At 64.0% G+C, this 20,683-nt stretch carries 18 protein-coding genes and 1 other RNA gene; 6 read left to right on the top strand and 13 right to left on the bottom strand.

Going from position 1 to position 20,683, the window contains the following annotated elements:
• Positions 1 to 21 precede the first annotated feature (21 nt).
• The 10 genes from ACTHN9_RS02175 to ffs form a co-directional block, all read right to left on the bottom strand.
• Positions 22 to 831 (bottom strand): 3'-5' exonuclease, encoded by an 810-nt coding sequence (locus ACTHN9_RS02175; RefSeq protein WP_440535107.1) that lies wholly within the window; start codon positions 829 to 831, stop codon positions 22 to 24.
• 40 nt (positions 832 to 871) lie between these two features.
• Positions 872 to 1,969 (bottom strand): RNA polymerase sigma factor RpoS, encoded by a 1,098-nt coding sequence (rpoS, locus tag ACTHN9_RS02170; protein WP_440535106.1) that lies wholly within the window; start codon positions 1,967 to 1,969, stop codon positions 872 to 874.
• Positions 1,970 to 1,980: 11 nt separating this feature from the next.
• On the bottom strand, positions 1,981 to 2,937 hold the full coding sequence (locus tag ACTHN9_RS02165) for a peptidoglycan DD-metalloendopeptidase family protein (RefSeq protein ID WP_440535124.1): 957 nt from the start codon (positions 2,935 to 2,937) through the stop codon (positions 1,981 to 1,983).
• 5 nt (positions 2,938 to 2,942) lie between these two features.
• Positions 2,943 to 3,803, bottom strand: coding sequence for a protein-L-isoaspartate(D-aspartate) O-methyltransferase (locus tag ACTHN9_RS02160; protein ID WP_440535105.1), 861 nt, complete (start codon positions 3,801 to 3,803; stop codon positions 2,943 to 2,945).
• Complete coding sequence (gene surE, locus ACTHN9_RS02155) at positions 3,800 to 4,558, bottom strand: 5'/3'-nucleotidase SurE (protein WP_440535104.1); 759 nt, start codon at positions 4,556 to 4,558, stop codon at positions 3,800 to 3,802. The genes ACTHN9_RS02160 and surE overlap by 4 nt, the downstream gene beginning before the upstream one ends.
• A gap of 183 nt (positions 4,559 to 4,741) precedes the next feature.
• Positions 4,742 to 5,947 carry a CaiB/BaiF CoA transferase family protein gene (locus tag ACTHN9_RS02150; protein ID WP_440535103.1) on the bottom strand — a complete coding sequence of 402 codons (1,206 nt, stop codon included), beginning with the start codon at positions 5,945 to 5,947 and terminating at the stop codon, positions 4,742 to 4,744.
• Positions 5,948 to 6,001: 54 nt separating this feature from the next.
• Positions 6,002 to 6,598, bottom strand: coding sequence for a recombination mediator RecR (recR, locus tag ACTHN9_RS02145; protein WP_440535102.1), 597 nt, complete (start codon positions 6,596 to 6,598; stop codon positions 6,002 to 6,004).
• Between the two features lie 42 nt (positions 6,599 to 6,640).
• The gene (locus tag ACTHN9_RS02140; protein ID WP_277426993.1) at positions 6,641 to 6,967 is read right to left on the bottom strand and encodes a YbaB/EbfC family nucleoid-associated protein; all 327 of its coding nucleotides are present in this window, start codon (positions 6,965 to 6,967) and stop codon (positions 6,641 to 6,643) included.
• A gap of 132 nt (positions 6,968 to 7,099) precedes the next feature.
• Positions 7,100 to 9,628, bottom strand: coding sequence for a DNA polymerase III subunit gamma/tau (locus ACTHN9_RS02135; protein ID WP_440535101.1), 2,529 nt, complete (start codon positions 9,626 to 9,628; stop codon positions 7,100 to 7,102).
• Between the two features lie 220 nt (positions 9,629 to 9,848).
• Positions 9,849 to 9,947: signal recognition particle sRNA small type (ffs, locus tag ACTHN9_RS02130), an RNA gene on the bottom strand.
• Between the two features lie 438 nt (positions 9,948 to 10,385).
• Here ffs and trxA point away from each other — a divergent pair.
• The 6 genes from trxA to ACTHN9_RS02100 all read left to right on the top strand — a co-directional run bounded on the left by trxA (position 10,386) and on the right by ACTHN9_RS02100 (position 16,954).
• On the top strand, positions 10,386 to 10,712 hold the full coding sequence (gene trxA / locus ACTHN9_RS02125) for a thioredoxin TrxA (protein ID WP_102647006.1): 327 nt from the start codon (positions 10,386 to 10,388) through the stop codon (positions 10,710 to 10,712).
• Positions 10,713 to 10,898: 186 nt separating this feature from the next.
• The gene (gene rho / locus ACTHN9_RS02120; protein WP_102646963.1) at positions 10,899 to 12,161 is read left to right on the top strand and encodes a transcription termination factor Rho; all 1,263 of its coding nucleotides are present in this window, start codon (positions 10,899 to 10,901) and stop codon (positions 12,159 to 12,161) included.
• A gap of 60 nt (positions 12,162 to 12,221) precedes the next feature.
• Positions 12,222 to 13,073: a M90 family metallopeptidase gene (locus ACTHN9_RS02115; RefSeq protein WP_440535100.1), complete on the top strand. Its 852-nt coding sequence runs from the start codon at positions 12,222 to 12,224 to the stop codon at positions 13,071 to 13,073.
• 240 nt (positions 13,074 to 13,313) lie between these two features.
• Positions 13,314 to 13,577 (top strand): type B 50S ribosomal protein L31, encoded by a 264-nt coding sequence (locus ACTHN9_RS02110; RefSeq protein WP_116136379.1) that lies wholly within the window; start codon positions 13,314 to 13,316, stop codon positions 13,575 to 13,577.
• Between the two features lie 247 nt (positions 13,578 to 13,824).
• The gene (locus tag ACTHN9_RS02105; RefSeq protein ID WP_440535099.1) at positions 13,825 to 15,585 is read left to right on the top strand and encodes an ArnT family glycosyltransferase; all 1,761 of its coding nucleotides are present in this window, start codon (positions 13,825 to 13,827) and stop codon (positions 15,583 to 15,585) included.
• 4 nt (positions 15,586 to 15,589) lie between these two features.
• Positions 15,590 to 16,954, top strand: coding sequence for an MATE family efflux transporter (locus ACTHN9_RS02100; RefSeq protein WP_440535098.1), 1,365 nt, complete (start codon positions 15,590 to 15,592; stop codon positions 16,952 to 16,954).
• A gap of 89 nt (positions 16,955 to 17,043) precedes the next feature.
• On the opposite strand, the gene ACTHN9_RS02095 is transcribed toward ACTHN9_RS02100, so the two are convergent.
• The 3 genes from ACTHN9_RS02095 to clpB all read right to left on the bottom strand — a co-directional run bounded on the left by ACTHN9_RS02095 (position 17,044) and on the right by clpB (position 20,620).
• Positions 17,044 to 17,460 (bottom strand): carboxymuconolactone decarboxylase family protein, encoded by a 417-nt coding sequence (locus tag ACTHN9_RS02095; RefSeq protein ID WP_440535097.1) that lies wholly within the window; start codon positions 17,458 to 17,460, stop codon positions 17,044 to 17,046.
• Positions 17,400 to 17,870 (bottom strand): MerR family transcriptional regulator, encoded by a 471-nt coding sequence (locus tag ACTHN9_RS02090; protein ID WP_440535096.1) that lies wholly within the window; start codon positions 17,868 to 17,870, stop codon positions 17,400 to 17,402. Before ACTHN9_RS02090 ends, ACTHN9_RS02095 begins: the two co-directional genes overlap by 61 nt.
• A 152-nt stretch (positions 17,871 to 18,022) precedes the next feature.
• Positions 18,023 to 20,620 (bottom strand): ATP-dependent chaperone ClpB, encoded by a 2,598-nt coding sequence (clpB, locus tag ACTHN9_RS02085; protein ID WP_440535095.1) that lies wholly within the window; start codon positions 20,618 to 20,620, stop codon positions 18,023 to 18,025.
• Between the last annotated feature and the right edge of the window lie 63 nt (positions 20,621 to 20,683).

The following is a 20,683-nucleotide window of genomic DNA, read 5'->3' as shown; positions in this document are numbered from 1 at the left end:
AACACGCGGTTCGTCGCGCATTCAGCGCGGCGCAGCCGCGGCCGGAACCACGGCGGGTTCGGCGAAAGCAGCGAGATATTCGCGCCAATGGGGCGCGCTTTCCTGCGCGAGCGCCTGTTTCACGAAGGCCACTTCGTCCGCATATTCGTCCGGCGAAAATGCGCCTCGCATGAGCTGGAAGCGGCAATACAGCAGGTAGGTATTGACGACGTCCGTTTCGCAGTAATTGCGGATCTCTTCGATCCGCCCTTCGCGAAAGGCCGTCCACACTTGGCCGCCGTCCATCCCGAGCTTGCCCGGAAAGCCGCAGAGCTTGGCCAGCGCATCGAGCGGCGCATTCGCGCGAGCTTGGTACATCGCCAGAACATCCATCAGATCGGTATGGCGCGAGTGATACCGGCTAATGTAGTTGTTCCACTTAAAGTCGCGATCGTCCTCGCCGAGGTCCCAATACCGCGATGCGGGGATGCCGTGCACGAGCGCACGATAATGCAAGACCGGCAAATCGAACCCGCCGCCGTTCCACGAGACGAGTTGCGGCGTGTACTTTTCGATCACGCGGTAAAACGACTGAATCAGCACCGCCTCGCCATCCTCGACGGTGCCGAGCGAACGTACGCGCAACCCCGTCCGATCGCGAAACACGCAAGAGATCGCGGCGACGCGCTGCAAGTGATGAGGAAGGAAATCGCTGCCGGTCTTTTCGCGCCGTGCCGCAAAGGCGTGTTCGGCGACCTCGGCGTCGCTCATCGAATCGGGTAAATCGTCGAGACGGCGAATGCCGACGACATCGGGGATCGTCTCGATGTCGAAAACGAGAATCGGAATCATGAATATCGATAGAACTGCGTCCGGACAGGACGTGCGCCGCTCAAAGGACGGCGTCCTTGCGCACGCCGTTGGACGCGAAAAAGCGCTTCAAGCGCACGAGCGCCTCTTGCTGGATTTGCCGCACGCGTTCGCGCGTGAGGCCCATTTCGTCGGCCAGCTCTTCAAGCGTCGCCGGCTCGATGTGATTGAGCCCGAAGCGCCGCTCGATGACGTGCCGATGCTTGTCGGACAAACGCGACAACCACGCCCGCGTAAGCGTTTCCAATTCGCGATGCTGCACTTCCGCGTCGGGAGACTGGCTTTGATCGTCGGACAGTAAATCGAGCAAGCTGCTGGCCGGATCGAGATCCAGCGGTGCATCGAGCGAAGCCGTATGCTCGTTGAGCGCGAGGATATCGGTGACTTCGTCGGTGGTCTTGCCCGTCAGGTAGGCGATATCGTCGATACTGGCGTCGCGCCGCTCCACCGGCTCGCCGGAGTTCATCGAGTTCTTCTCGAGGTGCCGCTTCGCGCGTAGTACCTGATTCAGTTCGCGGATCACATGCACCGGCAGCCGCACCGTGCGCGCTTGGTTCATGATCGCGCGTTCGATGCTCTGGCGGATCCACCAGGTCGCATAAGTCGAAAAGCGGAAACCACGCGTCGGATCGAATTTTTCGATCGCGTGCATGAGGCCGAGATTGCCTTCTTCGATTAGATCGAGCAGCGGCACGCCGCGATTGAGATAGCCCTTCGCGATACTGACGACCAGGCGCAGGTTGCGCTCGATCATCACCTGCCGAGCTTCGAACTCGCCGGCCTTGGCCAGGCGCGAATAGCGCTGCTCCTCCTCGACCGTCAACAGCGGCTTGATGCTGATGCGATTCAGGTAATGCTGAATCGTGTCGGCGGTCAGTTCGGCCTGCAACAGGGCTCGGAAGTCGTCCGGATCGGGGCCCGGCTCGGCCGCACCCTCGCGTTCCTCGCCTTCGTCCTCGGCGCGCTCCGCGGCGCCTTCCTGCTCCATTTCGCCTTCTGACTCCGCAGGGTCGTCCTCGGGCTCGTTCGTCGAAGCGCCGGTGTCGTGCACCAGGTCGTGCGTGACGCGGCTGAGCGTGTCCGTTTCGGCTTGCTGCTTGCGGCGCTTCGATGTCGGCATGGTCGTATCGCTTATTGCGGCGGCAAGTATTTCATCGGATCGACAGGTTTGCCCTGTCGACGGATCTCGAAATGCAGCATCACGCGGTCGGCATCGGTGTCGCCCATCTGAGCGATCTCCTGCCCCTTCGTCACCGCATCCCCCTCTTTTACCATCAAAGTGCGGTTGTGTGCATAGGCGGTGAGATACGTCGCGTTGTGTTTGATGATAATGAGATTGCCGTAACCGCGCAGCCCATTTCCTGCGTAGACAACACGTCCTGCCGCGGCAGCCTTCACCGGCTCGCCCGCTTTTCCGCCGATGTTCAGCCCTTTGTTCGTGTTGTCGTCGAACGCATTGACGACCGGGCCGCGCACGGGCCAGCCGAACGTCACCTCGCCCCCGGCGGCCGGCGAACTCGCCGCTGCACTCGCCGCGGGCTGCGGCGGAATGGTTGTCGCGGTCGCACCCGGCCCTGTGCCGTAGACCGGCGGCACACCGGCATTCGCGTTCGCAGCCGCCGCGCCCGACGTACCCGAAGGAGCGAGCGGCGCGCCTTGCACCGCGGCACCCGCCGTCACAGGTGCCGTTGCGACACCCGGCGTCACTGCCGCCGCGTTGGCGCCCGGCGGCACCACACGGAGCAGTTGATCGACTTCGATCTGATTGGGATTCGACAGATTGTTCCACGCGGCAATGTCGCGATAGTTCTGCCCGTTTTCGAGTGCGATGCGATAAAGCGTATCGCCAGGCTTCACGCGATAGTAGCCCGGTGGCGGCGGACCGAGCGGCACGGCCGGCTGCGCCGCGCCCGGTGCGCCGGCCGCGGCGCCCGTCGAGAGCGTGCTCGAGCGGTCGACGACGGGCGCTTGATCGAGCCGCGTCGCGCACGCGGCGAGCGTTGTGAGGGCTAGCACACAGACGACGCGCTGAGTGGCGGTCAGCCAAGTCTGTTTGTTGTTCGTTTGCATCGCGCGCAACGTAAACATCGGTGTCAAATCACTCCGGATTTTAAAGGTACAAAGAAAACGCGATCAAGACGAGACTCCCGCCATTGGGTCGGCGCAACGCGCTCGACCAGCGTGAGCACCTGGGCCTGCCCACTCTGTGAACCGACGGGTGCCACGAGCCTGCCGCCGATCGCCAATTGCTCGAGCAACGCTTGCGGCACGTCCAGCCCCGCCGCCGCGATGACGATCGCATCGAACGGCGCGGCGGCGGGCAAACCCACGCGACCGTCGCCGTAATGCAAGCGAATGTTCGGCACGCGCAACGGCCGCAAGTTGAGCTTGGCGCGCTCGTAAAGCGGCTTGATGCGCTCGATCGAATAGACATCGCGCGCGACACGGCTCAGCACTGCCGCCTGATACCCGCAGCCCGTGCCGATCTCGAGTACGCGATCGAGCGGACGGCCGGCGGCCGCAAGTTCCAGCATGCGCGCGACCACCGACGGCTTCGAAATCGTTTGGTGGTGCCCGATCGGCAGTGCCGCATCTTCGTAGGCCTGCGCCGCGAGGCCCGGGTCGACGAACATGTGGCGCGGCACGGCGGCAATCGCATCGAGGACGCGCGCGTCGCCGATCCCGTTCGCCCTGAGCCGTTCGACCATCCGCTCGCGCACCCGTTCCGAGGTCAGCGCGAGCGCGCTCGTCAGCGGCACGTTGGGCGCGCCCATTTTGTCGCCCGTGTACGACGGATGCGTGTCAGCGCGGCGTGCCGGGTGCTCGCGCGCGCCGACCGGGTCGCGCAGGCGGGCGCGCTCGTCCGAACGCGCGCGCGCATCGGCCGGTGCACGCGGCTTGCGCTCGAGATCGGCCAGCCCGAGCGGAAAGCGCTTGGCGCGTTCGCCCGTCATGAAGCGCGACGCCCCGCACGGGCCCACTCGCGCGTGGCAGCCATCATTTGGGTGTGGGTGAGATCGAGTTGCAGCGGCGTGATCGACACGCGGCCATTCGCGAGCGCGTGGAAATCGGTTCCCTCGCTGGCATCGAGCGCCGCCCCGGACGGGCCGATCCAGTAGATCGGTTCGCCGCGCGGATTGTGTTGGCGGATGACCGGCTGCGATGGGTGGCGCTTACCGAGCCGCGTCACCTCCCATTCGCCCAGTTGCTCGTACGGCAGATTGGGAATGTTGACGTTGAGCAGCGGATGCGAAGGCAACGGATGAGACAGAAAGTGGCGGACGATGTCGGCTGCGATACGCGCCGCATCGTCCAGATGCGCCCAGTCCTTTTCGACGAGCGAGAACGCGATGGCCGGCACGCCGAACATCACGCCTTCCGTCGCCGCCGCGACCGTGCCCGAGTACAGCGTATCCTCGCCGACATTTTGGCCGTTGTTGATGCCCGAGACGACCAGATCGGGCTTGTGATCGAGCATGCCTGTCAGCGCAATGTGGACGGAATCGGTCGGCGTACCGTTGACGTAATAGAACCCGTTCGCCGAGCGCCAGACCGAAAGCGGCCGCGACAGCGTCAGCGAGTTGGAAGCGCCGCTGCAGTTCTGCTCCGGCGCCATCACCGTCACCTCGCCCAACGGCTGCAGCGCGTGATAGAGCGCCGCGAGTCCGGGCGCGAGATAACCGTCGTCGTTGCTCAGTAGGATTCGCATCCGGCGATTGTAACCGAGGACCGCGGCCGCCTGAACGCCTGCCGACCGGCTCCGCATCGAATCGTTCCGATTGAAAAATGGTACGGTCGTTCGACTCGATCCGCACGGCGTCGATGCCCCCGCTTCAACGACGCGGCGACGCGGCGAAGCGGCGACGCAGCCGCAGTCCCGCCGGCGCGGGCCCTACACGATCTTACGATCGCGCAAGTCGGCAATTGCCGCTGCGTCGTAGCCGAGCGCGGCCAGCACTTCGTTCGTATGCTCGCCGAGCGCTGGCCCGAGCCAACGCGTGCCGCCGGGCGTTTCCGAGAATTTCGGCGTCACGTTGGGCAGTGCGATATCGAGCCCGTCTTGCCACTTGAAATGCTCGATCATCTTGCGGGCAGCGAACTGCGGATCGGCGAACATATCGGCGGCGCTGTAAATGCGGCCGACCGGCACGTCCGCCGCGTTCAAGATATCGAGCGCTTCGTCGATCGTGCGCGGTGCGAGCCAAGCCGCGATGGCCTCGTCGATCTCGTGCGTACGCGGTACGCGGCCGTCGTTGTGGGCCAGCGCGGGATCGTCGGCCAAGTCGGGCCGCTCGATCGCCACCATCAGCCGCTTGAAAATCGGATCGCTGTTGCCCCCGATCACAATGCTGCCGTCTTTGCATGCATAGGTGTTCGACGGCACGATGCCGGGCAGCGATGCCCCGGTCCGCTCGCGCACGGCACCGTAGACGCCGTACTCGGGCACGATGCTCTCCATCATGTTGAACACGGCCTCGTAGAGCGCGACGTCCACGATCTGCCCTTTGCCGCCGTTCGCCTGCCGATGGTGCAGTGCCATGAGCGCGCCGATCACGGCATGCAGCGCGGCAATCGAATCGCCGATCGAAATGCCGATGCGCGGCGGCGGCAACTCGGGATAGCCGGTGATGTGCCGCAATCCGCCCATCGCCTCGGCGATCGATCCGAATCCGGGCCGATCCCGATACGGCCCGCTCTGGCCGTAGCCCGACAGGCGGACCATGACGAGGCCGGGATTGTCCGCGCTCAGCACGTCGTACCCGAGGCCGAGTTTCTCCAGCAATCCCGGGCGAAAGTTTTCGACGACGATATCGGCTTCGCGCGCCAGCTCGCGAAGGATCTGCTTGCCCTCTTGCGCCTTGAGGTTCAGCGTCACCGATTTCTTATTTCGCGCCTGCACCGCCCACCACAGCGAGGTGCCGCCCACTTCCGGATACAGCATGCGCCACTTGCGTAGCGGATCGCCGCCGTTCGGATCTTCGATCTTGATGACTTCGGCGCCGAATTCGCCAAGCAGGCGCGACGCAAAGGGGCCGGCAATCAGCGTGCCGAGTTCGAGCACCTTGACGCCCGCGAGCGGGCCAGCCGATACGCTCATGTCTATCGTATCCTGAAAGGCCGTTGCGGCGACCTCGAACGCAGCGGCTCGAAGCTAGAGCGAGCGCCGATCGAGCATCGCGCGGGCGATGGTGCCGGCATCGACGTATTCGAGTTCGCCGCCCACCGGCACGCCGCGAGCGAGGCGCGTGACCGAGAGCTCGCGCGCTTTGAGCGTCTGCGCAAGGTAATGGGCCGTCGCCTCGCCCTCGTTCGTGAAATTCGTCGCGAGCACGACTTCCTTGACTATCCCGTCCGACGCGCGCTTCACAAGCCGCTCGAAGTGGATTTCCTTCGGGCCGATACCGTCGAGCGGGCTCAAACGTCCCATCAGGACGAAATAGAGCCCCCGATAGGTCATCGTCTGCTCGAGCATGATCTGATCCGCCGGCGTCTCGACGACGCAAAGCAGCGTCGGGTCGCGCGACTCGTCGCTGCATACGTCGCACACGCGGGCTTCCGTGAACGTATTGCACTTCTCGCAGTGACGCAGATGCTCGGTCGCGAAGAGCAACGAACGGCCGAGCCGTTCGGCCCCTTCCCGGTCGTGCTGCATCAAGTGATACGCCATGCGCTGCGCCGACTTCGGGCCGACGCCGGGCAGCGTGCGCAGCGCCTCGACGAGCGCGACGAGTGCGGAAGGCTGTTTCATATCGACGGTAGCTTCGCCAAGCGGATCGGGGGCAACGCGTCGTTAGAACGGCAGCTTGAAACCCGGCGGCAGCGGCAGCCCCGAGGTCATACCGCTCATCTTTTCCTGCGCGGTCGCCTCGGCCTTGCGCACCGCGTCGTTGAACGCCGCGGCCACGAGGTCTTCGAGCATGTCCTTGTCGTCGGCAAGCAGGCTCGGGTCGATCGACACGCGGCGCACGTCGTTCTTGCAGGTCATCGTCACCTTCACGAGGCCGGCGCCGGATTGGCCCTCGACCTCGATCTGTGCAAGCTGCTCCTGCATCTTCTTCATGTTTTCCTGCATCTGCTGGGCTTGCTTCATCAGCCCGGCGAGTTGACCTTTCATCATGGATCTGCTCCTTGGATCGTACGAGGTTGCATGCGGCCGTCGTATCGGCACGGACACGGCGCCGCGCATGGTTCTGGGAAGGTGTTTTCGTTCGTCGCGGTAGGTTAAGCGTAAGCGCCGGTGGCTCGGCGCTCAGCGCGCACCGGCACCGGCCTCGCCGTCGGGCGCCACCGGTCTTACCGAGCCCGGCACGATACTCGCGCCGAACTCGCGAATCAACGATTGCACGAACGGATCGGCACCGATCTCACGTTCGGCTTCGCGCTGGCGCTCCGCGCGTGCGGCGGCTTCCAGCAACGCGGCGGTGCGCCGCGCAGGGCCGACCGTCACACGCACATCGACGGCCGCGCCGAGCGTTTCCGCCAGCGCGGTTTTCAGCTTGGCGACTTGCGCCGCGTCCGCATACTGCGGCACCGGGACACTCAGCGCGAGCGTGCGGCCGTCCAATTCGGTGAGTTCGCTGTTGAACGCGAGCTGATGCGCGACGCCCGTCAGCCCGAGGCTGGCCGCAAGTGTCGGCCAGTCGCCCGAGAATCCCACCGGATCGAGTGCGATGGGCGGCGGCAGCTTGCTGAGATCGACCGCGGGCGTCGACGGCACGACCGGCGCATCGGGGCGCGCGTCGAGCCGCACGTCGTCGGGACCGGCACCGAATACGGGCACGAATCCGTCGTCGGGCGGCCCGGCAAAGTAATCGTCTTCCGAGGACGGTGGCGGGTAATCGTCCAGCGGCGGCATGTCGTCCCATGGTGCGGGCGCCGATGCGCGCTCGGGCCGTGCCGGCGCGGCCTCCTGCGCACGCGGGCGCGGCGTGGGCACGACGATGGGCGCGCGCGGCGGCGCAGGCTTAGCAGGAGCGGCCGGCGCGGCGGCCGGCTTCGCGGCGGCCGCTCGATTACGGTCGGTGGAAACGCGCAACCCCGCGTTACGCAACACGTCGAGTGCGGCACTCGCCCCACCCATGCGCGGCCGCGTGTCGAAGTCGGGCTCCGGGAGCGGCTCCCCCGCCTTGGGGGAAACGGGCGCGACGGATTGCACCGGTGCACGCCGTGTGTCTGCCGGGGTGTCCTGCGCGGTAGCCTCCGTAGGTGCCGGCGCCGCGTTCGGCGGCTCGGGCGAAGGCTCGGCAGGCAGTGCCGGCGCAGACTCGATCTCCGTGCGCTGCGCCGGCCGACGTTCGGCAACGTTCGGCGCGCGCTCATCCTCGTCGCGCCGACTGGCGGCGCTCGAGCCGGAACCCGCGACCGGACGCTCGGACGATGCGGACGATGCGGACGTCAGGGACGTCTCGCCCTGCGCGACAGGCGCCTTTGCTGCCGCCGCGGCGGAAAGGCCCGAGGCGGTATCCCTTATCGGAGCTGGCATAGCCGGCTTGGCCGCTTGAACGGCTGCCGGACGCTCTTGTGTGTCCGTCGGTACTTTGGGCACCGCCGAAGACGTCGCGGCCGCCGTGCCCGCCGCGCCGCGACTCGTCTGCGCAGCGAGAGCGGCACCGCGCTGGCCCACCGGTCCCGCCGACGTACCCGGCGCCCCTGCCCCCTTGTGCCCGGGCCCGGCTGGCCCCGACCCCGGCGGCAAGGCCGGTTCGAAGGCAAGCATGCGCAGCAATGTCATCGTGAAGCCCGCGTACTCGTCGGGCGCCAGGCCGAGTTCGGCGCGTCCGAGCGTCGCGATCTGATAGAACAATTGGACTTGCTCGGGCTCCAGCGCCTCGGCAAATCGGCGCAAATCGCTGGCCTCGGGCCACTCGTCCAGCACCGATGCCGGTGCAAACTGCGCCCAAGCCACACGGTGAAGCAGACTCGCCAAATCTTGCAGCGCTGTCGAAAACGACAGGCTACGCAACGCCATTTCGTCCGCGATCGACAGCACGAGCTGACCGTCGCCCGCGACGATCGCATCGAGCAGGCGAACGAGGTAGCTCTGATCGAGCGCGCCCAGCATGCCGCGCACGGCCTCTTCCGTCACCTGATTAGCCGAATAGGCGATCGCCTGATCGGTCAGCGACAGCGCGTCGCGCATGCTGCCTTCCGCCGCGCGCGCGAGCAGACGCAAGGCCTGCGGCTCGAACACGATCTGTTCGGCTGCGAGAATCCTTTCGAGATGACCGACGATGTGTCCGGCCGGCATCTGCTTCAGATTGAATTGAAGGCAACGCGACAGCACCGTGACGGGAATCTTTTGCGGATCGGTCGTCGCGAGGATGAACTTGATGTGCGGCGGCGGTTCTTCCAGCGTCTTCAGCATCGCGTTGAAGGCGTGGTTCGTCAGCATGTGCACTTCGTCGATCATGTAGACCTTGAAGCGCGCATCGACGGGGGCATAGACCGCCCGTTCGAGCAACGCGGCCATTTCGTCGACGCCGCGATTGCTCGCCGCATCCATTTCGACGTAATCGACGAAACGTCCCTCGTCGATCTCGCGACAGGCGCGGCAGACGCCGCACGGCGTGGCCGTGATGCCCGTCTCGCAATTGAGCGCCTTGGCGAAAATGCGTGAGAGCGTGGTCTTGCCGACGCCGCGCGTTCCGGTGAACAGATAGGCGTGGTGCAGACGCGCGCCGTCGAGCGCGTGCGTGAGCGCGCGCACGACGTGTTCTTGTCCGACGAGCGAAGCGAAATCCCTCGGTCGCCACTTGCGTGCGAGAACTTGGTAGGTCATCGCGAAATTGTATCAGCAACGTCGCGCCGCCAAGGCAACTGCGAATGCGCGGCCAACGCACGACGAACGCGACCCATGCGACGCTCGACGACGCGATGCGAGACAACGGGAATACGAAAAGGGAATTCGAAAACGGTGCTGAACGGTGCCGCGTAGCGATGCCGAGAACCGGCGAGGGACGACTGCGAGAACGACAAGAAGACAACGATGGAAAGCGTAAGGTGACGAGCCCGACCCTCGGCACTGGTGGAAAACGGCTGTGGCTGCTTCGTTCCCGACCTGACCAGGTTGACCGCCCCTCCATGCGAGGAGGCCCGTCACGGCGCATTCTATCACCGGTTCCCGCATGACGCGAGCACGGCGCGCGGATTCTGGCGGATTCTTTTATGGCGTGACGTCGAGCGATACGTTGGCGGTTGGCGAAACGTCGAGAAGGCGCCCTATCCCGCGCGCATCGCCGCAATGTCGGGCCGCTGCCCTGCGCGCTTTCACGCGCGTGCGGCAGCGCGCGTGCGCGGCTATCGGCTTCGTACGACGCATAGCGATTTGGGCTAATATGACACCCAGACGACCCGCAACCGAGCGAGCCGACCGAGCCTTTTGCATCGACTGGCTCCCACGCTTTCCCTCAAAGCCGGCGCCGTATCCGTTCCCGGCTTGTCCGATCGGCCGTGTGCACTCGGAACGATTTCCCGTTTTGGTGTATCGTGGCGAGCAATTTCAGACGCGGGCTTCGAACCCGAAGAGGTACTTTTACATGAGCGAACAAATCAAGCACATCAGCGACGCATCGTTCGAACAGGACGTCGTGAAATCCGATAAGCCCGTGCTTCTCGATTTTTGGGCCGAGTGGTGCGGCCCGTGCAAAATGATTGCCCCGATTCTCGACGAAGTCGCCAAGGATTACGGCGACCGTCTTCAGATCGCCAAGATCAACGTCGACGAGCATCAATCCACGCCGGCGAAGTTCGGCGTGCGCGGCATCCCCACCCTGATCCTGTTCAAGAACGGGGCGGTGGCGGCGCAGAAGGTCGGCGCGTTGTCGAAGTCGCAATTGACGGCATTCCTCGACAGCCACCTGTAATGAACGGGCTGCGCCTGTTGCAATAGGACAACAGGCGCAGCGCGCAACGCAGCGGCGAATCGAGCCGCGCGCGGCGTGTGCTATGCTAGAATCATAAGACTTCAAGACGTATAAGTCTCTGAGCGGTTCCGCTCAACTCTCCTCCCACATTTCTTTTCGTCGCACCTTCCCCGGCGGGATTTCCGTATGCATTTATCCGAGCTTAAGTCTCAGCACGTGTCTCAATTGATCGAGATGGCGAACGGCCTCGAGATCGAGAGCGCGAACCGTTTGCGCAAGCAAGAGCTGATGTTCGCCATTTTGAAGAAGCGCGCCAAAACCGGCGAGACCATCTTTGGCGACGGCACGCTCGAAGTCTTGCCCGATGGCTTCGGCTTCCTGCGTTCGCCGGAAATGTCGTACCTCGCGAGCACGGACGACATCTACATCAGCCCGTCGCAAATCCGTCGCTTCAACCTGCATACGGGCGACACGATCGAAGGCGAAGTGCGCACGCCGAAGGACGGCGAGCGCTACTTCGCGCTCGTGAAAGTCGACAAGGTTAACGGACAGCCGCCCGAGGCCTCGAAACATAAGATCATGTTCGAGAACCTCACGCCGCTGCATCCGAACAAGCCGCTCTTGCTCGAACGCGAAATGCGCGGCGAGGAAAACGTGACCGGCCGTATCATCGACATGATCGCGCCGATCGGCAAAGGCCAGCGCGGGCTGCTCGTCGCTTCGCCGAAGTCGGGCAAGACGGTCATGCTTCAGCACATCGCCCACGCGATCAAGCAGAACCATCCGGACGTCGTGCTGTTCGTGCTGCTCATCGACGAGCGCCCCGAAGAAGTGACCGAAATGCAGCGCTCGGTGGCCGGCGAAGTGATCGCCTCCACGTTCGACGAACCCGCCACGCGCCACGTGCAAGTGGCCGAGATGGTGATCGAAAAGGCCAAGCGTCTCGTCGAGATGAAGCAAGACGTCGTGATTCTGCTCGATTCGATCACGCGTTTGGCGCGCGCTTACAACACCGTCATTCCGGCTTCGGGCAAAGTGCTCACCGGCGGTGTCGATGCCAATGCGCTGCAACGTCCGAAGCGCTTCTTCGGCGCGGCGCGCAACATCGAGGAAGGCGGTTCGCTGACGATCATCGGAACGGCGCTGATCGAGACGGGCAGCCGCATGGACGACGTCATCTACGAAGAGTTCAAGGGCACGGGCAACATGGAAGTGCACCTCGAGCGTCGCCTTGCCGAAAAGCGCGTCTACCCCTCGATCAACTTGAACAAATCGGGCACGCGCCGCGAAGAATTGCTCATCAAGCCGGAAATCCTGCAAAAGATTTGGGTGCTGCGCAAATTCATCCACGACATGGATGAAGTCGAAGCCATGGAATTCCTGCTCGACAAGATTCGCCAAACGAAGAGCAATTCCGAGTTCTTCGATCTGATGCGCCGCGGCGGCTAAGGTATCGCGCCGCCTTCTTCTCTCGACGAAGGCGGCACTTGTTTGCGATCGCCCTCCCCGATGTTCTCCAAGCTCACGCGCTGGCTCGATACGCGCCGTCGCGAACGGGCGCTACGCGAGCACGCCATCGACGACGCATTGTGGCAAGCCACGCTCGAAGGCTTGCCCTTTCTCGGCTATCTCGATTCGGCCGATCTCGCGCGATTGCGCGAGATGACGTGTCTATTCATCGCGCACAAGCAATTTTCCACCGCCCACGCGCTGGAACTGACCGATCGGATGATCGTCGGTATCGCCGTGCAAGCCTGCCTGCCCGTTCTGAACCTGAGTCTCGATCTGTATCGCGGCTGGGTGGGCATCACCGTCTATCCGGGCGAGTTCGTGATTCGCAAGACCGTCGAGGACGAGGACGGCGTCGTGCATGAAGTCGAGCACGATGCCAGCGGCGAGGCGTGGGAAGGCGGTCCCGTCATCCTCTCTTGGGAAGATGCCCAGCTCACCGATGGCCAGGACGCTTACAACGTCGTCATCCATGAGTTCGCGCACAAAATCGACATGCTCACGGGCGAAACGGACGGCCACCCGCCGCTCTTTCGACGCTGGCACGCACCGCTGGACGCACAAGCTTGGGCCGATGTATTCGATCATGCGTACGACCGCTTTTGCGCCAGCGTGGACGCCGTCCCTCGCCGCCGTTGGGCGCGTTTCGAGCGCGAATCGCTGATCGATCCGTACGCCGCCGATCATCCGTCCGAGTTCTTTGCCGTATGCAGCGAAGCGCTGTTCGTGCAGCCGCAAGCGTTCGAGGCCCAATATCCCGAACTCTACCGCCTGCTCGCCCGCTACTATCGGCAGGACCCGGCGCGCAAAGGCGTGCTCGCCGATATGCCGACTGAGACGAACGCCGGCTGAGTCCCGATGGCCCGATGGCCCAATGGCTCGATGGTTCAGTGCCGATTCGACACGAGCTGCCTCCCCCTGCCGCACGCGTACGAATAAATCGTCAACCGCCTGATTTTCTGGCATAATCGCCGTTTTTCGACCTTAGGCAAGTGGCTCGCGCCTTCGGCATGCCAAGCGTCCGCTCCCTGGCGAGCTGGATCGGGCGGCAATGCAGCGTGGGTTGGCTACCGCCAGACTAAAGGAAACATCATGAAAGAAGGCATTCACCCCGATTACCGCGAAGTCGTTTTCCACGACCTGTCGAACGGCTTCATGTTCGTGACGCGCTCCACGATTCAAACGCGCGAAACGATCGAGCACAACGGCAAGACCTACCCGCTCGCCAAGATCGAAGTTTCGTCGGAATCGCATCCGTTCTACACGGGTCAACAAAAGATCATGGACACGGCAGGCCGCGTCGAGAAGTTCAACAAGAAGTTCGGTGCACGCGCAGCCGGCAAGGCAGCGAAGTAAGCAGCGAAGTCATTACGCGCCGCAACAGATGCGCCCGGCTTTCTCGCCGGATCGAACGAAAGGGCAGCAACGCGCTGCCCTTTTTTTGTGAAATGGGCAGCGTGTCGCTGCCCATTTGCTTTGGTGCGAGAGGCGCATTCGCGACGCTTCATGGCGGGCAAAGCGTGGCGCGTCTACAATGCCGGATCGCGCGCCGAGACGCCCGCACCATAAGCATGACAACCGTCGTCCGAGATCCGCAGCCTGCATGAGACCCGTCGTTCGCCTCACCGCTTCCGCCACGCGCGCGCTTCCGCGCTGGCTGTTGCTCACCCTTTGCATCGTTTATGCGGCGTTCGGCCTGTTCGGCCGCGACCCTTGGAAAAACGAAGATGCCGCGGGCTTCGGGGTCATGTGGACGATGGCCGGCGGCAACGCGCACGATTGGCTGCTGCCGAATCTCGTAGGCAAGTTCATCACCGAGGACGGACCGATCGGGTACTGGCTCGGCGCCCTCTCGATCCGCGGCCTCGCGCCGTGGGTCGATGCGGCCGATGCCTCGCGCGTCGCCACGGGTTTGCTCTTTTGCGCAACTTGCGCATGCGTCTGGTACGCCGCCTACCTGCTCGGCCGCCGCGCCGAAGTGCAGCCGTTCAAATATGCCTTCGGGGGCGAACCCGAGCCGCGCGATTACGGCCGCACGCTCGCCGACGGCGCCCTGCTGATTCTCGTCGCTTGCTTCGGGCTGGCCGAGCGCGGCCACGAAACCACGCCGCAACTCGCGCAATTCCTGGGCGTGGCCATGCTCGTCTACGGGCTCGTGCGCAGCGCCGACAAGCCGTTGCAAGGAGCGCTTTGCTGGGCGCTCGCGCTCGGCGTGCTCGCGTTGTCGGCCAACCCCTTGCTCGTCGTTGCGCTGCTCGCGAGCACGCTGGCGATGGTCGTCTTCGTGCGCGAATTGCGTTCGATATGGCTACCGCTCGTCGGACTGCCGCTCGCCGTCGCGCTCTCGCTCGCGTGGCCGCTCGTCGTGCTGCACCTTTATCCCGACGACGCGCGTTGGTTCGTCCAGCAATGGATCAACGGCAGCATCGATCGTTTCACCGCCCCGTCAGGCCATGTCTGGCTCTATGCGTTCAAGAATCTGCCGCTGTTCACGTGGCCGGCCTGGCCGCTGGCGCTGTGGGCCTGGGTGAGCTGGGGCGGGCTGCGCCGCAAGCCCCATGTCGCGATTCCCGTATCGGTCGCGTTGCCGTTGCTGATTTTAGCGGTCCTGCAGAGCCATCAAACGAATCGGCTCTACATGCTGCTGCTGCCGCCGCTCGCAACACTAGCCGCGTTCGCGTTGCCGACGCTCAAGCGCGGCGCGATCAACGCCATCGATTGGTTCGCCGTCTTGAGTTTCTCGATCCTCGGCATCTTCGTGTGGCTCGTGTGGCTCGCGGCACAAACCGGCTTTCCGCATCCGTTGGCGCGCAATCTTGCCCGCCTCGTGCCCGGTTTCGCACCGCAGTTCAGCGTCCTGGCGTTCGCCTGCGCGGTGGCGGCAACGCTCTCCTGGCTCATGCTGGTGCGCTGGCGCATCGCGCGTCATCCGAAGGTGCTCTGGCGCAGCGTGATCCTTTCGAGCGCCGGCACCACGCTGATGTGGGTGCTGTTGATGACGCTCTGGCTGCCGATGGTCAACTATAGCCGTACCTATCGCGACGTCGCGCTGCAGATCGCCGAGCACCTGCCCGACGATTACACCTGCATCTCCCCGGTCCGGCTTGGCGATGCGCAGCTCGCATCGTTCGCTTATTTCGCCGACATGCAGTTCTCGTTCAGTCAGGATTGCGACGTGCTGCTGCGGCAAGACAGCGCCGATTTCAGCGCGCCGAGTCCCATGCTGAACTACGCGTGGAAGCTCGTCTGGGAAGGCCGGCGCGCGGCCGACCGCGACGAGCGGTTCCGGCTCTACGTGCGCGTCGATCGACCCAAGCCGAAAATCGAACGGCATCGGCCCCTCATTCGCAAGCGTCGTTCTTAACGCCATGTTCACCGACATACGCAAGATCGCCGGCCTCGCATGGCCGGTGCTGATCGGGCAACTCGCCGTCATCGCTTTCGGGGTGATGGACACGGTCATGGTGGGCCGCTTCTCGGCCGTCGATCTCGCGGCGCTCGGGTTGGGCTCGTCCGTCTACGTCTCGGTGTTCGTGGGGTTGATGGGCGTCGTGCTCGCGCTGCAACCGATCGCGGGACAGCTCTTCGGTGCGCGGCGCTATACGGAAATCGGCGAGGAAGTCCGCCAAGCCCTGTGGCTGTCGGCGGGGCTGACCGTAGTCGGCTTCGTGGTGATGTTCTTCCCGGGGCCGTTGCTCACGATTTCGCATGTGCCGCCGGCGCTATACGAGCGGACCGAGGCTTATTTGCGCATCGCCGCGTTCGGCTTGCCCGCGAGCCTCGTGTTTCGCGTCTATTCGTCGCTTGCGAACGGCGTCGGTAAGCCGCGCCTCGTCATGATGCTGCAAGTGTGCGCGCTGCTGATCAAGATTCCGCTGAACCTATGGTTCATCTTCGGCGGCTTCGGCGTGCCGGCGCTCGGCGGCCCCGGTTGTGCGCTCGCCAGCACGGTCATCAACTATGCGCTCGCCGGGATCGGTTTGACGCTGCTTGCCAAACTGGATCTGTTCGAGCCCTTCGAAATCTTCAAACGGTTTTGTTGGCCCGAGCGCAAGCGGCAAATCGCGTTGCTCAAGCTCGGCGTGCCGATGGGGTTGTCGTACCTGATCGAAGTGACGTCGTACACGTTCATGGCGTTGTTCATCGCGCGCTTCGGTACGACGACGCTGGCCGGACATCAAATCACAGGCAATTTCGGCGCCGTACTTTATATGACGCCGATGTCGATCGGGATCGCCACCTCGACGCTGGTCGCGCAAGCGCTGGGCGCCCATCGACACGACGAGGCCCGCACGCTGGCGCGGCACGGCATCGTCATGGCCTGTGCCATCGGGCTCGGCTACGCCGCGATCGGGTTCGTCCTGAGGCCGGCGATTCTCTCCGGCTACACGACCAACGCCGCTGTCGTTGCCGCCGCGATGCCGCTGCTGCCGATCATGCTCGTCTACCACATCTTCGATACGTTCCAGACGGTGACGGCCTTCGTCTTACGCGCGTACAAGGTCGCCGTCGTACCCACCGTGATCTATGCGATTGCGCTGTGGGGCGTTGGCTTGGGAGGCGGCTACCTGCTCGGCTTCGACATCGGCGGCGCGGTACCGCGGTGGCTGACGGGCGCGCGCGGATTTTGGGCGGCGAGTGCCGCTAGTCTCGCCGTCGCCGGCTGCGGGCTGTTCCTGCATTGGCGTTCGATCAGCGGGCGCCGCGCACTCGGCGAAGCGGTGGCGCAGTAGCGCGCGCCCCGCGCCGTAGCGGACTGTCGGACGACCGGGCGAGCCGATCATCCTGTCGCCGCCGCAACGCCACGCCTACCCGGGTACGTTCATGCAGCCTCGGCAGCGAGCGCATCGCGCGCCTCGAACACCTCGCGGGCCGCAAACAACGCGTTCAGCGCGGCCGGGAAACCCGCATAAAGCGCCATCTGCATGAACACTTCGACGATCTCCTCCCGCGTGCAACCGACGTTCAGCGCACCCTCGATGTGCACCTTCAATTGCGGCTGCGCATTGCCGAGCGTGGCCAGTGCGGCAATCGTCGCTATTTCGCGCGCCTTCAGATCGAGCCCCGGCCGGCTGTAAATGTCGCCAAACCCGAATTCGACCAACAGCCGCGAGAAATCCGGCGCGATCGCTGCCAGCGAGGCGACGACACGCTCTCCGACTTCGCCGTCGACCTCCTTCAGCTTTGCCCATCCGCGCGTGTAGCGGTCGTTGTGGTTTGCGTTCGTGTCGTTTGCCATGGTCGATCCTTTGACGATTGAGGGTTTTGCTTGTCATTCGTCATGTCGCGCACCATCGCGTCGTAGTCGAGGATTTTCTGCTCGATCGCGGCCAGATTCGCCTGCCACTGCTGCAGCTCCGCTAGCACCGCCTCGCGATGTTCCACGAGCAGTGCGCGGCGCTGCGCCGCCGTAGCGGGGCCTTCGGCCCGCAGCACCGCGATGGCCTGGATGCGAGCGATCGGCATTCCCGTCGCCTTTAGACGCATCACGAAGCGCAGCCATTCGATATCGGCGGGCGAGTACAGGCGATGCCCCGCGCCGGAGCGCGAGACCGGCTGAATCAGCCCGGCTTGTTCGTAGAATCGCAGCGTGTGCGTCGAAACGCCGAGTACTTCGGCCATCCGGCCGATGGTGAGTGCTTCCGACATGACGACCTCAACGTTAAGACTTCGAGTGCACTCGAAGTCAAGCGCATTTACGCGCATTCGATGAAAACAAGCGGCCGAGCGCGCGAACGCTCGGCCGCTTCGGAGCCAGGGCAATGCGGGATCGATGCCGAGCTTGGCGCTCGGCACCGACGTCAATGCACGACCCGCTCGAACACCAGTTTGCCGCCTTCCACTTCGACCGGTATCACGTCCTTCGGACCGAACCTGCCCGCCAAAATCAGCTTGGCCACCGGATTTTCGATCTCCTGTTGAATCGCGCGCTTGAGCGGCCGCGCGCCGAACAGCGGATCGTAGCCGACCTTCGCGATTTGCTCGAGCGCGGCATCGGACACCAAAAGCTGCATGTCGAGCTTCGCGAGCCGTTCGTGCAAACGCTGCAGTTGGATCTTCGCGATCGACTCGATATTGCTGCGATCGAGCGAGTGGAACACGACCACTTCGTCGATCCGGTTCAAGAATTCGGGGCGGAAATGCTGTTTGACCTCGGCCCAAACCGCATCGCGCACCGCTTCCTGCGGCTCGTCGCTCATCGACTGAATCATCTGCGAACCGAGGTTCGACGTCATGACGATGACCGTGTTCTTGAAGTCGACCGTGCGGCCTTGGCCATCCGTCATGCGCCCGTCGTCGAGCACTTGCAGCAGAACGTTGAACACGTCCGGATGCGCCTTTTCGATTTCGTCGAGCAGGATCACGCTGTACGGCTTGCGCCGAACCGCCTCGGTCAAATAGCCGCCTTCCTCGTAGCCGATGTAGCCCGGCGGCGCGCCGATCAGCCGGGCAACGCTGTGCTTTTCCATGAACTCGCTCATATCGATTCGGATCAGATGCTCCTCCGAATCGAACAGGAACGACGCCAGCGCCTTGCACAGTTCCGTCTTGCCGACACCCGTCGGACCGAGGAACAGGAACGAGCCATAAGGCCGGTTCGGATCGGCCAGGCCCGCGCGCGAGCGACGGATCGCATCGGCCACGGCGACGATCGCCTCGTCTTGTCCCACCACGCGCTCATGGAGCTTCGACTCGATCTGCAAGAGCTTTTCGCGCTCGCCTTGCATCATGCGCGAAACGGGGATGCCCGTTGCGCGCGACACGACCTCGGCGATCTCTTCGGCGCCCACTTGCGTGCGCAACAGCCGCCGGCGCGTTGGGTTGTGCTGCTCCGTGGCCTCCGCTTGCGTCACTTGCTTCAGGCGCGTTTCCAGCTCGGGGAGCTTGCCGTACTGAAGCTCCGCTACTTTCTCGAGCTTGCCTTCGCGCTGCAAGCGCGCGATCTCGGCGCGCGTCTTCTCGATTTCCTCCTTCAACTGCGCGCTGCCTTGCACGGCTGCTTTTTCGGCCGTCCAGATCTCTTCGAGGTCGGAGTACTCGCGGTTTAGCCGCTCGATTTCTTCTTCGATCAGTTGCAGCCGCTTTTGCGACGCTTCGTCCTTCTCCTTCTTCACCGCTTCGCGTTCGATTTTGAGCTGGATCAGGCGCCGGTCGAGCCGGTCCATCTCCTCGGGCTTCGAGTCGATCTCCATCTTGATCTTCGAAGCGGCTTCGTCGATCAAGTCGATCGCCTTATCCGGCAAGAAGCGATCGGTGATGTAGCGATGCGAGAGTTCCGCCGCCGCAACGATGGCCGGGTCGGTGATTTCCACGCCGTGGTGCAGCTCGTACTTTTCCTGCAGCCCGCGCAGGATCGCGATCGTCGCTTCGACCGAAGGTTCGTCGACGAGCACCTTTTGAAAGCGCCGCTCGAGTGCCGCGTCTTTTTCGATGTACTTGCGATATTCGTCGAGCGTCGTCGCGCCGATACAGTGCAGCTCGCCGCGCGCCAGAGCCGGCTTCAGCATATTGCCGGCGTCCATCGCGCCCTCGGCCTTGCCCGCGCCGACCATCGTGTGAATTTCATCGATGAAGACGATCGTCTGGCCTTCGTCCTTCGCGATGTCGTGCAACACGGCCTTGAGCCGCTCCTCGAACTCGCCGCGATACTTCGCGCCCGCGAGCAGCCCCGCCATGTCGAGCGACAAGACACGCTTGCTCTTCAGCGATTCGGGCACCTCGCCATTGACGATGCGCTGCGCCAAGCCCTCCACGATGGCCGTCTTGCCGACGCCCGGTTCGCCGATCAGCACCGGGTTGTTCTTCGTTCGACGCTGCAGGATCTGAATCGATCGCCGGATTTCGTCGTCACGGCCGATGACGGGATCGAGCTTGCCGGCCCGCGCGCGTTCGGTCAGATCGATCGTGTACTTTTTGAGTGCTTCGCGCTGGCTTTCCGCGTCCGCGCTATGCACTTGCCCACCGCCGCGCACCGCCGCGATCGCCGATTCGAGCGCCTTGCGCGCTAGACCGTACTGACGGGCGAGCCGCCCCGCCTCGCCCTTGTCGTCGGCACAAGCGAGCAGGAACATCTCGCTCGCGATGTACGTGTCGTTCAGTTGCTGCGCTTCCTTGTCCGCTTGATTGAGCAAGCCGTTCAACTCGCGGCTGATTTGGACGTTACCGTCGGTGCCCTGCACCTGCGGCAGCCGCGAGATGGCCTCGTTCAGCGCCGTTTGCAGCGCCTGCACGTGCACGCCGGCGCGCGAAAGCAGCGAACGCGCCGAGCCGTCCTGTTGAGCGACGAGCGCCGCCAGCACATGCACGGGCTCGATATATTGCTGACCGCGACCGACCGCAAGGCTCTGGGCATCGGCGAGCGCTTCTTGAAACTTGGTGGTGAGCTTGTCGATTCTCATGAAGAGACCTCCAATTTTTGACTATCACCAAAATGAGGCGCTCTTGGCTCGTTTCAAGCGATT

Origin of the sequence: Trinickia sp. (assembly GCF_051953405.1) — a bacterium.
Classification (GTDB): domain Bacteria; phylum Pseudomonadota; class Gammaproteobacteria; order Burkholderiales; family Burkholderiaceae; genus Trinickia.
Note: the sequence above shows the minus strand (reverse complement) of the source record. Positions and strands in the feature narration are given on the sequence as shown.